At 69.4% G+C, this 12744-nt stretch carries 12 protein-coding genes; 3 read left to right on the forward strand and 9 right to left on the reverse strand.

From position 1 onward, the window contains the following. The first annotated feature begins 43 nt into the window (after positions 1-43). Positions 44-1462, forward strand: a complete 1419-nt coding sequence (locus tag HUG10_RS10870; RefSeq protein ID WP_179169600.1) for an FAD-binding oxidoreductase — start codon at positions 44-46, stop codon at positions 1460-1462. Between the two features lie 13 nt (positions 1463-1475). Here the strand turns inward: HUG10_RS10870 and HUG10_RS10875 are convergent, their stop codons facing one another. After that, positions 1476-3566, reverse strand: coding sequence for a hypothetical protein (locus HUG10_RS10875; protein ID WP_179169601.1), 2091 nt, complete (start codon positions 3564-3566; stop codon positions 1476-1478). A 105-nt stretch (positions 3567-3671) separates the two neighbouring features. Here HUG10_RS10875 and HUG10_RS10880 point away from each other — a divergent pair, with 105 nt between their 5' ends. Continuing rightward, positions 3672-4457, forward strand: coding sequence for an aspartate dehydrogenase domain-containing protein (locus tag HUG10_RS10880; RefSeq protein ID WP_179169602.1), 786 nt, complete (start codon positions 3672-3674; stop codon positions 4455-4457). 144 nt (positions 4458-4601) lie between these two features. Here HUG10_RS10880 and HUG10_RS10885 read toward each other — a convergent pair whose 3' ends face one another. The 7 genes from HUG10_RS10885 to HUG10_RS10915 form a co-directional block, all read right to left on the reverse strand. After that, positions 4602-6191 carry a bifunctional N(6)-L-threonylcarbamoyladenine synthase/serine/threonine protein kinase gene (locus HUG10_RS10885; RefSeq protein WP_179169603.1) on the reverse strand — a complete coding sequence of 530 codons (1590 nt, stop codon included), beginning with the start codon at positions 6189-6191 and terminating at the stop codon, positions 4602-4604. A gap of 16 nt (positions 6192-6207) precedes the next feature. Continuing rightward, positions 6208-6516 (reverse strand): 30S ribosomal protein S24e, encoded by a 309-nt coding sequence (locus HUG10_RS10890; protein WP_179169604.1) that lies wholly within the window; start codon positions 6514-6516, stop codon positions 6208-6210. A 671-nt stretch (positions 6517-7187) separates the two neighbouring features. Then, positions 7188-7721: a GTP-dependent dephospho-CoA kinase family protein gene (locus tag HUG10_RS10895; protein WP_179169605.1), complete on the reverse strand. Its 534-nt coding sequence runs from the start codon at positions 7719-7721 to the stop codon at positions 7188-7190. Between the two features lie 4 nt (positions 7722-7725). Continuing rightward, the gene (gene spt4, locus HUG10_RS10900; RefSeq protein WP_179169606.1) at positions 7726-7923 is read right to left on the reverse strand and encodes a transcription elongation factor subunit Spt4; all 198 of its coding nucleotides are present in this window, start codon (positions 7921-7923) and stop codon (positions 7726-7728) included. Continuing rightward, positions 7924-8499, reverse strand: a complete 576-nt coding sequence (locus tag HUG10_RS10905) for a DNA-directed RNA polymerase (RefSeq protein WP_179169607.1) — start codon at positions 8497-8499, stop codon at positions 7924-7926. Between the two features lies 1 nt (position 8500). Then, positions 8501-8881, reverse strand: coding sequence for a PIN domain-containing protein (locus HUG10_RS10910; protein WP_179169608.1), 381 nt, complete (start codon positions 8879-8881; stop codon positions 8501-8503). A gap of 10 nt (positions 8882-8891) precedes the next feature. Further along, positions 8892-10118: a translation initiation factor IF-2 subunit gamma gene (locus HUG10_RS10915; RefSeq protein ID WP_179169609.1), complete on the reverse strand. Its 1227-nt coding sequence runs from the start codon at positions 10116-10118 to the stop codon at positions 8892-8894. 887 nt (positions 10119-11005) lie between these two features. On the opposite strand from HUG10_RS10915, the gene HUG10_RS10920 reads away from it, so the two are divergent. Beyond that, on the forward strand, positions 11006-11968 hold the full coding sequence (locus HUG10_RS10920) for an NOG1 family protein (protein ID WP_179169610.1): 963 nt from the start codon (positions 11006-11008) through the stop codon (positions 11966-11968). A 56-nt stretch (positions 11969-12024) separates the two neighbouring features. On the opposite strand, the gene HUG10_RS10925 is transcribed toward HUG10_RS10920, so the two are convergent. Then, positions 12025-12738 carry an SIMPL domain-containing protein gene (locus HUG10_RS10925; protein ID WP_179169611.1) on the reverse strand — a complete coding sequence of 238 codons (714 nt, stop codon included), beginning with the start codon at positions 12736-12738 and terminating at the stop codon, positions 12025-12027. Positions 12739-12744 lie beyond the last annotated feature (6 nt).

Genomic DNA, 12744 nt, shown 5'->3' on the forward strand with positions numbered 1-12744 from the left:
ACCCTCTATGCTCGTCCGAGTCGTATCCCTGTGGGACGATATCATGGCACAATCATCACCGGATTACACTCACGACATCGACGAGGAACTGGCGCGACTCCGCGGGGGGAGCAGGGGTGACGTCCTCCGTCCCGAGGACGAGGGGTACGACGAGGTGCGACAGGTCTGGAACGGGATGATCGACCGACGGCCCGCCGTCATCGCCCGTCCCACCGGGACCGCGGACGTCGTCGCCGCGGTCGAGTTCGCCCGCGCGACCGGACTGGACGTCGCCGTCCACGGCGGCGGGCACAACGTCGCCGGGAACGCGACCACGGACGGCGGGCTGATGATCGACCTCTCGGGGATGAACGGCGTCCACGTCGACCCCGAGAACCGCAGGGTCCGCGCCGAGGGCGGGGCGACGCTGGGCGACGTCGACCACGAGACCCAGCTGTTCGGCCTGGCGACCGCGCTCGGCGCGGTGTCGGAGACCGGCATCGCTGGCCTGACGCTCAACGGGGGCTACGGCCACCTCTCGCGCGAGTACGGGCTCGCGGCTGACAACCTGACGTCCGTCGAGATCGTGACCGCGGACGGGGAGGTCCGGGTGGCGAGCGAGGACCGGAACGGGGACCTGTTCTGGGCGGTCCGCGGCGGCGGCGGGAACTTCGGTGTCGTCACCTCCTTCGAGTACGAACTCCACGAGGTCGGCCCCGAGGTGTACGCGTTCTTCCCCTGGTTCGACGCCAACGACGCGGGCGCGGTGCTGGACGCGTTCCGCGAGTGGGCCGACGACGCCCCGCGGAACGCGGGTGTGCTCCCGTTCGCCGGCCACGTCCCCGCGCTGGACCCCTTCCCCGAGGACTCCTGGGGCGCCCCGTGTCTCGCCATGCTCGGCTCGTACCGGGGCGACCTCGACGAGGCGTCGGACGTCTTCGCGCCCCTCCGAGCGGCCGCGACGCCGATCGTCGACCTCAGCGGCCCGATGCCGTTCGAGGACCTCCAGCGGATGCTCGACGAGGACTACCCGGACGGCATGCGATACTACTGGAAGTCCGTCTTCCTCTCGGAACTCACCGACGAGGTCGTCGACGTCGTGCTCCGGTACAACGAGTCGGCGCCGTCGGCCCTCTCGACCATCGACCTCTGGCAACTCGGGGGCGCCGTCGCCGACGTCCCGCGGGACGCCACCGCGTTCCGACACCGGGACAAGCCGTTCATGGTCAACTTCGAGGCGAACTGGGAGGACCCCGCGGACGACGAGGCGAACGTGAACTGGGCGCGCGAGGGCTTCGCCGAGATCGAGGAACTCCAGGTGGCCTCCGGCCGCTACGGCAACTTCCCGGGACTCGGCGAGGACCCGGCTCGCCTGATCTACGGGGAGAACTACGACCGGCTGGTCGACGTCAAGACGAAGTACGACCCGGGGAACCTGTTCCACCTGAACCAGAACGTCGTTCCGCGGGCCGACGAGGACTGAGGCCCCCCTTCGACTATCGGTCCCGCGCCTTCTCCAGGGTCCGCCGTGCCGAATCGCGGACGAGGTCCCGTGTCGCTCTGCGCTCGCCGTGGTACGGGTCGCCGTTGAGGCTCATCACGTAATCGTCGTCGGCGAGCAGCGCGAGGACGTCGTCCGTCGAGTGGACGTCGGCCTGCACCGCGGAGGTTCCGACCAGGTGGAAGACGTCCTCGGGGTCCTCGTTCAGGATCCGCGTCACGCTCCCGATCGGAACCGTCTCGACCACCGGCGCCCAGCGGACGATCTCGTGTTCGTCTGGGGCCATCGAGCGCGCGTCGATCTCCGCGTGGATGAAGCCGTGCTCCCGGCGGACGAGTACGTGCGTCGGCTTCCCGAAGAACCTGTACGACGGCGTCAGTTCGGCGAGCGCCGCGCCACGTTCGACGCTCCCGCCGACCGCGAGCAGCGACGCGAACCGCCCGAGTTCCGCGACAGACGGCGGCGCGTCGAGGGCCAGCCCCGCGACCGCGCCCCGTCCGACCAGCGCCGTCTCGTCGGCGGGTTCCATTGGCGCCCCCACGGCGACGACCGGCGGGCACTGGTCCCCCGAACGCGCCGAATCCAGCAGATTCCCCAGCAGACGGCTATCGCCGACTGCGTCACCGGTGTCGCTCCGATCACGGTCGGCGGCGGGTTCGTAGTAGAGGAAGTCCGGGTCGTCGTCGAGCAGCGGGGCGACAGTCCCGGCCCCCCGGTTCACGACCACGTCGACCGTGGCCGCGCGGAGCCGGGACTGGCGGGCGTTCGCGACGTACTCCCGGAGGCGCTCGGCGCGGTCCTCGTCCGCGACGACGACGGCGAACCGCGCGTCGCTCGGCTCCGGTATCGCCCGGTCCAGCGCGGTTTCGAACGCGTCGGGAAGGAGTCGGACCGCGCCGTCGGGTACCCGCTCGGCCGTCGTCGCCGGGGACGGCGGGGGCAGATCACGACGGCCGGCCGACGCAACCGAGACCGCCCCGTCCACGTCGCCGACGCGGATCGGGACGAGCGAGTCGAGGAGCGACGGGAGCAGTTCGGCGTCCGTCGGGTCGGGCCGGAGGGTGGGGAGGTACGGCCACTGGGGGCGGTACGGCGCGAGCACGTCGGCCTCGACTTCGAGGTACTCGAGGAGCTGCTCGGGGAGCGACACGTCGTAGAGGTTCGGGGGGTAGAACGGGAGCTCGGGCGCGAGCTCGTCGTACTCGTGCCGCGGCATCGAGTAGTAGCCGCCGATGCGGGCCAGCGAGTCCAGCAGAAGACACCGCCCGAGCAGTTCGTCGAGCCGCTCCTCCACGGACCGTCGCGGCGTCTCCAGCGGCTCGACGTGGCCGTTATCGAGGTGGAGCGCCGGCTCGTCGCCGGCGACGAGGTCGGCGCCGAGGTAGAACGCGAGGGGTGCGACGCGGTAGACGTCCGCGTAGGTCGGCGGGACCTCGATGGAGACGCCGGTGTCGGGTTTCGAGAGCGACTTCGGAACGTGGAGCCGGTCGCCGCGTTCGATCGCGGGCGGGTGGCCGCGGAGGGTCGGCCACGAGCGCTCGGGGGAGAACTCCTTCACGGAGGACGCGAGGAACGGAACGGCTTCCAGCAGCGCCCCGGGTTCGTCCGGGACGGTGACGGTCGTCTCCGGCCGGGTGTGGACGGAGCGCGCGCCGATCTCGATCCGCGTCGGCGACTCGAACGTGACGTCGATGGGCGCGTAGTCGAGGTTCGCGGAGCGGTACGCGGCCGTGAACCGGCCCCCGGAGACGCGGACGTAGACCTTGGGGGTCCCCTCGATCTCAAGGTGGTAGGTGCCGCCTTCGAACTCCCGCGGGTTCGACGTGAGCCCCCCGAGGTGCTCGCCGTACTCGTCACGGACGTGCACCATGGAGTGGGGGCCGACGGTGAACCGGCCGGTCGTCACGCCGACGGCGTCGTCGACGGGGAACAGGAACAGGTCCGTCGACGCCGGCTCGAGGCCGTCGTGGTCCGGGACGATCAGATCGAGCTGCTGTTCCTCGAGTTCGTCCCGGACGCTGATCGTTCCCTCCCCGCGGTCGGCGACGAAGGAAACCAGCTCCTCGGGGTCGCCCTGAACGGTCACTGTCCGGAGTGCTGTCGTCGGCGAACGTTAACGTAGCGGTCCTGTGGGAACCTTGCTGGCTTCGTTCGGCACCAGGGCTAAGTCGAAGGGGCGATAAATGCTAACGTGACACAAACCCACTCGATCGGACTGCTCGGGTACGGTCGGATCTGCCGGGCACTCGCCGACTACGTCGAGCGGGATCCGGCGTTCGAACTCGCGTACGTCTACGTCCGGTCGCCGCGCGACGACCTGCCGACGGACCGCCAGGTGACTGACCTTGCCGAACTGTCGGACCGCCCCGTCGACCTCGTCGTCGAGGGGGCCGCCCCGGAGGCCGTCGCCGGCCTGGGGGACGCCGTCCTCCCCACGAGCGACCTCATGCTGCTGTCCGGGTCCGCCCTGGTGGACCCCGACGTGGAGGAGGGGCTCGAACGCCTCGCCGACGAACACGGGACGGCCGTCTACCTCCCGCACGCCGCCCTCCTGGGAGTCGACGGCCTCGTCGACGCACGGTCGGAGCTCGAGTCGGTCGACATCGAGGCGACGAAGGCACCGTCCCACCTCGATTTCGACTACACCGACGAGTGGGACGAGGAGGCGGTCACCGAGCGGACGGTGCTGTACGAGGGGCCCGTTCGCGGCCTCTGTCGGATGTTCCCCCGCAACTTCAACTCCCACGCGGCGGTCGCCCTCGCGTCGCTCGGTCTGGACGACACCCGGTCGCGACTCGTCGCCGACCCCGACGCCGACTCGGCCCTGCACGTCATCTCTGCCAGCGGGGAGGGGTTCGACCTCGAGATCACCCGCGACAGCGCCATCGAGGGCGTGACGGGCGACTACACGCTGGTCTCCATCTGGGGGTCGATCCGGCGGGTCCTCGATGCGGACGGGGGGCTTCGGTTCGTCTGAGGGGGCCGCTACCGGACGATCGGACGCGAAGGTTCTTGTGCGAAACCGGGACCACTCGCCGCGTGCGCTGAATCCCGCCGCCGACTGGTCTGCGGTTGCGCGGTCCCCCCGTCGGCGTCCCCACTCCGCGACCGCCTGTTCGCCCTACTGGTAGCGACCGCGGCCCTCGATGCCGCGGAGCCGGTCGAGCACCTCGTCCGCACCGACGGCCCGATAGCCCTCCTCGAACGCCGCCACGAGGGCCTCCGGCTCTGCGGCGGTCCCCTCCAGCGACTGCTCGAACACGTGGAGGTCCATCGCGTGGTCCTCGACGTGGCCGGAGCCGTAACCCAGCCCGAAGTCGATGAGGAACACCCGTTCCTCCCCCACCCTGACGTTCCGGGTCGTGGGGTCGCCGTGGACCACGTCGGCCGCGTGGATCCGGGCGAGGTACTCGCCGACCGTCCGGACGTTGGCCTCCGTGAGCGCCGCGGCGAGGTCCCGCTCCCCGACGCGCTGCATCCGGATGGTCGCCTCCGCCACGTCCACGTCCCGCACGAGCGGCGTCGGCACCCCCTGTTTCCGCGCGTCCGCGAGCAGCCGAGCTTCCAGCACGGTGCGCTCGCGTCGCAGCGTCTCGTCCAGTTCGGGGTGACGGTACCCCTTCGGGAGCCGTCGCTTCGTCACCTCGTCGCCCGCGATCTCGACGATCGCCTCGGCACCGCGGAGGTCGTCGCCCGCGGCCACGCTCCGCGACGCCGACTCGTCGCCGTCCCGCCAGGTCACCGGCACCTGGTCCGGACGGAAGTTCGGGTCGATCGCCGAGTCAGCCACCTCGACCGTATCGCCAACACTCGCCATCCTCGCGCCGAGCTGGGCGATCATCCCGGCGTTGTCGCGGAGGAACCGCGGTTCGGGCGCGTAGAACGAGGCGCCACGGTCGGCGCACATCCCGGCGAGCATCTCGCGCAGGCGGTCGTTCTGGCCGACGCCGCCCCCGAGCACCAGTTCGTCCGTGCCTGTGAGCGAGAGCGCCCGCTCGGCGACCTCGGTGAGCATCGCGAACGTGTGCTCCTGCAGCGAGAAGCAGACGTCCTCGACGGGGACGCCGTCGTCGTAGGCGTCCTTCGCGGCGCTCATGATCCCCGAGAAGGAGAAGTCCATCCCCTTCACCACGTACGGGAGTTCGACGTAGCTCCCCTCGGCCGCGTGAGCTTCGATCTTCGGCCCGCCGGGGTGGGTCCACCCGACGTGGCGGGTGAACTTGTCGAGTGCGTTGCCGACGCCTGTGTCCATCGTCTCTCCCAGCACGCGGTATCGACCGTCCCGGTAGCCGAGCAGGTGGGCGTTCGCCCCCGAGGCGTTAAGGCAGACCGGCGAGCCGAAGCCCGAGCGGTAGCGGCCGATCTCCAGGTGGGCCACCATGTGGTTCACGCCGACCAGCGGAACGTCGAGCGTTCGTGCGAGCGCCCGCGCCGCCGTTCCGACGATACGGAGACAGGGGCCGAGTCCGGGGCCCTGCGAGAACGCGACCGCGTCGATCGCGTCCGAGCCGTACTCCTCGCGTGCGTACCTCAGCGCCGTCTCGACGACGCGCGGGATGGCCCCACCCATGTGCTCTGCGGCCTCGCGCGGGTGAATGCCGCCGCTGTCGGGCTCGTACGCGTCGGATTCGATGAAGAAGTCACCCCCGGCGTCGTCGAACACCGCGGCGCTCGCGCACCACGCGGTGCCTTCGATGCCGAGAACGCGCATTCGGGGGGCGGGTACCTTACGCCTCTTCGGCCTCGGCGTCCTCGTCGACGCCGATGGCGTTGCGGTCGAGCATGTGCTGCTGCTCGACGTCCTCGGCGTCCTCGGCGGTCTCGTACACCTTCGCGTAGCCGACCGTCTTGCGCATGCCGAACTTCGTGTTCAGCTCCTGCACGACGACCTCGTTGGCGCCCTTGTCGAGCTTCGCGGCGAGCGAGTCACGGACCTGCAGGCGGGCGGGCGTGGCCTCGTCGTGAACGATCTCGAAGCGGACGTCGGTTCGGTGCAACATGGGGTTCTCCTCCTCGGAGATGATGTCGATGTCCATGGTTCAGTTGCCGGAAAATCCGGCCGAAGAGGGGAAAAGGATTTCGAAGCGGCCGGCGCGGTCGACGACGGGTGGGAATCCGCACGAGGTCGTGACTCGCTCGCACGCGGATCAGGAGGGCGTCACCCGGACGGCGCTGTGCTTGTACTCGGGGATCTTCGAGGTCGGGTCGAGGTCGTCCATGCATCCGATTTACACCCATCGGCCAAAAGTGCCGGCCCGGGAAGCCGTCACCCGCGACGGAATCACCGTCCCACACCGACTTATCTCCCCACCCGTGTCGGTCGGCTGCGCCTCCGCGCCACGGCCGACTCGTCGTCTTCGCGGCCGACCCTGCCGGCGTTCGAATCGACCGTCGGCTCGGGGGTCGTGCTACTCGACTGATCCGTCCGAACACCCGAATACCGTTCACGGCGACGGCGGATCGGCCGGCTGCGACGAGGGTTGGCGGTCACCCATCCCCATATCGGTGACGTACACTCGCGTCCGAAGCCGGTCTCACGGGCATTGTGGCCGTCTCGTCGGTAATCGGCGGTTGCCACGCCGTCGTAGCTGGCGAGCCGTCGGCGTTCGCTCCACTGCAGCGCTTCCTTCGCTGGCACCGTTCACGAGGCGCGGCCCCGCTCAGTCCAACCCGTACGGATGGTTGGCACGGCGTCGTGGACGAAAAATCAGTCCTGCCGCGTCAGTCGATCGATCCCCGCCTCGCTGTCCCCGTCCATCCGCTGGAGGAGCGCGCGCGCCTCGGCCCTCGACTCCGGGGTGACGGGGACGAGCACCATCCCCTCGTCAGGCTGACCGTAGACGACGCTCGCACCGTCGGGGGCGGCGACGATAGCGGGGAGCGTGGCGAGGTCCTCCTCGCCGGTGACGTGGATCACGACGTGTGCGTCGCGGTCGATGGCCTCCCGGAGCGCGTCGAGCATGTCGGGGGAGAGCGTGGCCGGTTCGTTCTCCACCTCGATGCGGGGGTTCTCGCCTGCGAGGACGGACGCGATCTCCTCGCTCACGGCCTCGCGTTTGGTCTTCCCGTCGAGAACGGAGACGTCGGGGTCGCGGCCGGCGACGCGGAGGTGGTAGGTGACGACGTCGCCGACGGCGAGTATCGGGTCGCCGGCGTCGGCGAGCAGCGCGGCCGCGTCGGTGTAGACGGCCCCGAGGGGATCCTTGAACGCGCCGCGGAGGTCCTCGGGGAGCCGGAGCATCCCGTCAGCGGACCTTCAGCGCGTAGCTGCCCGCCTGAGTCACGTTCATCTCGGGGGCGATCTCCGACTTCTCGGGGTGGGTGATGATGATGTAGCCGGCCCAGTCCTCCGTCAGCGAGGAGGAGCCGCAGTTGTCGCACGTCTGGCTGTCCGGCCCGTTCACGTAGTGGCACTCGCGGCACGCGAGCCGGTCTTCCGCCATCTAGCTCCCCTCCGCGGTCGCCTCGTCGCGCTTGGCCGCCTCGTCCTCGAGCCAGCCGTGCTTGCCGAGGCCGGGCTGTTTCGCTGTGAGCCCGATCTTCGAGTCGCGGGGGTTCCGCTCGTCGATGCTCTTGGTCACGACGCGCACGCGGACGGCGTCCTCGACGCCGAGCGTGCGGTTCGACTCCGTCGAGGCGAGCTGCTGGTTCTCGCCGTCGTACGCGAGGTACTCGTCGGAGATCTGCGAGACGTGGAGCAGGCCGTCGACCGGCCCGATGCCGACGAAGGCGCCGAACTCGACGACCTCGACGACGTTCCCGTCGACGACCTCCTGCATGTCGGGGTCGAACGTGATCGCGTCGAACTCCGCCTCGTAGTACACGCCGGGCCTGCTCGGAAGCACCGCTCCGTCGCCGATGTCCAGCACCTCGACGACGCTGACGACGCTGCCGACGTCCTCGTCCATTCGCCCTTCCAACTTGTCCTGCAGGAGCTTTCGCACCCTGCTGTTCGTCACGTCGGCCAGGTGCTCGGGTGGCACCTCGACCGTGTCCTTGAGTCGAACCCGTTTGTACATGTTATGGCTCTGTTACCGCCAGTGTGTTCGCGCCCCTTAAACAGATTACGCGAACGGCGCGGTCCGCTAGCCGTTCGCGCAGGGGCCCGTCGTTCGTGACGACGAAGCCGTCGAACTCGCCCGACGCGAGTTCGACCACGGCGTCGTCTGCGTACGATTCGTGCGTCTCGACGACCCGACAGCGCTCGGCGAGGTCGCGGCCGACCGCGGCCGCCGTCGCCTCCTCGCCCGCGCCGTCGGACAGCTTCTCCAGTTCCGCGACGACGGCCGCCGGCGTGACCAGTTCGGCGTCGGTCACCAGCCGGTCGATCTCCTCGAACACGCGCACGTCGCACTCCACCGGCATCATCAGCGCGTTCGTGTCGAGGATCACCGTCGTCACGGCTCGGTCCCTACTTCAGGGTGCCGACGCCGATGAGGCGCCACCGGGCGCCCATCCGTCGGTTGATGGCGATCTTCGCGCCCTCCTCGGCACAGACGGGGCGCTTCAGCGACACCTCGCACTCGCCCTCGCGGGCGCTCGTGACCGCGCCGACGGTCGTGGCCGTGCCCACCGTGAGCATCAGCGGCTCGCCGGTCGAGATCTCCTCGACCTCGCCCTCGCCGACGACGCGGTCGAGCAGTTCGACGTCCATCTCGAACGCCTCGCGCGTTGGCGGGAGGCTGCCGGGAACGCCGGCGACCTGCCCGGCCAGCGCGTCGCCCTTCGTCAGGCTCGGGTCGAGGCCGGTGCCGACCCCGAGGAGGCCGCCAGGGCCGACCTTCTCGGCCGGCTGGCCGCCGGCCTGGAGCGACCGGACGTTCGTCTCGATGGACCGATACTCGGACTGACCGCCCTCCTCGACCTCGCGGCCGGGGCGGAGTTCGAGGTCGTCGCCGGCCTCGAGGGTGCCCTGCGAGAGCGACCCGCCGAGCACGCCGCCGAGCAGTTCGTCGGCGGTCGTGCCGGGCCGGTTGATGTCGAACGAGCGCGCGACGAACATCCGCGCGGGGAGCGTCTCGTCCCGGTCGGGCGTCGGGATCTCGTCCTCGATGGCGCCGATGAGAAAGTCGACGTTGATCTCCTGCTGGGCGCTGATGGGGACGATCGGCGCGTCCTCGGCGACCGTGCCCTCGACGAACTCCTGGATCTGCTCGTAGTTCTCGCGGGCGCGTTCGGCGCTCACGAGGTCGATCTTGTTCTGCGCGATGACGATGTTGTCGATGCCGATGATGTCCAGTGCCATCAGGTGCTCCTCCGTCTGGGCCTGGGGCACGTCCTCGGTGGCCGAGACCACCAGGACGGCGCCGTCCATGATGGACGCGCCGGACAGCATCGTCGCCATCAGCGTCTCGTGACCCGGGGCGTCGACGAACGAGACGGTCCGCAGGACCTCCGTCTCGACGTCGTGCTCCGGGCAGGTCTCCTCGACAGTGAACGCTTCGGGCTCGTCGCACTCGGGACACTTTCGCAGCGTCGCGTCGGCGTAGCCCAGCCTGATGGAGATACCGCGCTTCATCTCCTCGCTGTGCTGGTCGGTCCACGACCCCGAGAGGGCCTGCACGAGGGTCGTCTTCCCGTGGTCCACGTGGCCGACGAGTCCGATGTTCACCTCCGGTTGTGTTTTCTCCGTCACCATTGACCTCCGAGAGATAATCTCGTTCGGTAAATTCGCCTCCTGCGAGTGATAAAGGTGCTGTTCTCCGCTTCCACGCCCCCTTGCGGTTTTGTGTCGTGGTTTCGTGTGGTTCGATGTCACGCAATCGTGCCTTTGGATTTCAGTCGGTTCAGCATCAGCAGTGGCTTAGTGTGGTGGCGAGATCGGGTTCGGGGGAGCAGACCACTACTACTTGGCGTGACGAGACACCACCGGCCTCCCCAGCCGATTCGCTCTCTATTGGCGCGCCACGAGGGCGCGCCGGCTCGCTCATCCCTCGCGCGCGATGCTCGCCCCTGAGGGGGCTCGCGTCACGCGCGCCAGCCGCAAGAACGCACATGACAGCACCGCCACTACAAACGCGACCTGCCGTCGGACGGGCGAACGCTTCGGAGGACTGCCGAAGGCGGCGCGAGCGGTAGTCGGGGCGCTACGCGGGACCTGCGGCCCCGCGAGCTCACACTCGCTTCGCTCGCGTGAGCGATGCGCAGCCGAAACCACCATCGGGTAGGAATGAAAGGGGCCGCGGCTCTGCGGGAAGCACGACGTTCACGAGAGCAGAGCTCTCGTGAGCTCGCGGGACGGGTCCCGCGAACGAGGCAAGCACCGTGGTTCGAGGGAGCATAGCTCCCTCGTCATCACGAAACGGCTTCACCGTCTCGAACGACAGGAACGAGGCCAGAGGCCGAGTGACGAGGAGCGCAGCGAGGCGCGCGACCGCAGAGCCGCGGGGGCTTTCGAGCGGTTCGCCATCGCGGTAGCAGCAGTGTCCTCAATCGTCGTCGCCCCACGCGCTCCCCTCAAAAACACGAACGAACGCGCTTTTACGGCCTCAGGACCACCAAACACGTAATCAACCACGAATCGCCATGATATTCGAAAACCTTCCAACCACGCCCCGCGCCGAGGAACTGGTCGACAAGGCGTTCTCGCGCGCGGCCCGCGCCGGCCGCGCCAAGGGCGGCATCGAGGCCCAGGAGTCGATGCTCCGCACCGCCGGCAACATCCTCTCGGACAACCTCGAGAACGTCTCCAACGACTGGCCCGACTTCGAGTACGAGGTCGACCCGTTCTACTACGAACTCGCCGACGCCGTCGTGAACGTCGACGACCTGCGGCAGTCGCTCTCGGAGGTCAACTGGGCCTCCAACCAGATCGCCGAACTGCGCTCGGAGTACGCCAGCAAGATACGGAAGTCGAACGTCGACACGGCCCGCAAGCACCGGAAGCAGGCGTTCGCCCGGATGGCCGACATCGTCGACGAGATCAGCGACGACCTCCTGGCGGTCGGCGAGGCCCGCGACGCGCTGAAGGGCCTGCCGGACATCCGCCCGGACGAACCCGCCATCGTCGTCGCCGGCTACCCAAACGTCGGCAAGTCCTCGTTCGTCAACGAGGTCACCCGCGCGAGCAACGAGATCGCCTCCTACCCGTTCACGACGAAGGCCGTCCAGATCGGCCACTTCGAGCGCGATCGCATCCGCTACCAGATCATCGACACGCCGGGCCTGCTCGACCGACCCGCCCACGAGCGCAACGACATCGAGCGCCAGGCCGTCTCCGCGCTCACCCACCTCGCCGACGCCGTCCTGTTCGTCGTCGACGCCTCGGGCGACTGCGGCTACCCGCTGGACGACCAGCTCGCGCTGCTCGAGGAGGTCGAGGCGACGTTCGACGCGCCCGTCCTCCTCGTCTGCAACAAGAGCGACCGCTCGCGGGACGTGGACGCCGACGCCTACATGAGCGTCACCGAGGACGAGAACGTGGACGAGGTGCTCGACATGGCGGTCGAGGCCGTCGGGTTCGAACCCGACCTGCCCTCGCGGAACTGAACTGAGCGGGCGTCTCGAAAACGGCGGCGCGGGAAGTCGGGCGCCGCGTACTGCGGTTACTCCAGTTCGTAGGTCACCGTCACGGACGCGGTGACGGACACGGGGCCGGGCTCGAAGGAGGTGCCGCCCTCGGCCGCGTCGGCGGTGTACCGGACCTCGTAGGGCGAGTAGCCCGAGGAGCCGACCTGCATCGACAGCTCCGTGCCGATCGAGCGGTTCGCGGCGCCGGCGACCGCCTCGGCGTCGCTTCGGGCGTCGTTCACCGCACCCTGGAGCGCCTGCTGGCGGAGTTCGGCGCGGTGGTCGTCGCTCAGTTCGAACCGGACGTTCTGTACGGCCGTGGCGCCGTTGTCGACCGCGAGGTCGACCGCGTCGCCGGCGGCGTCGGGTTCGGCCTCGAACTCGAAGACGTGGACCGCGCGGTAGCCGACCTGTTCGCGCTGACCGGCGCTGTGGTCGTACTCGGGCGCGAGGCGGAAGTCGACCGTCTCGACCTCGTAGCCAGCGTCGGCGAGCGCGGTCCGGAGGGAGTCGGCGTCGGCTGCGACCTGCGAGCGCGCCGCGGCGGCGCTGTCGGCGGTCGCCTCGACGCCGACGACCACGACCGCGACGTCGGGCGCGGCGGTGACGGACTCGCTGCCCGACGCGGTGACGCTGTTCGTGTTCGACGAGTCGCCGGGTTCGGCGTTCGGCGTGGCGTTCGTGACGGCTCCGGTGCAGCCGGCCAGGAGGACGACCAGCACCGTGAGGAGGATCGATGTTCGCTTCACGACAGC

This window comes from Halorarum halophilum (assembly GCF_013401515.1).
Classification (GTDB): Archaea; Halobacteriota; Halobacteria; order Halobacteriales; family Haloferacaceae; genus Halorarum; species Halorarum halophilum.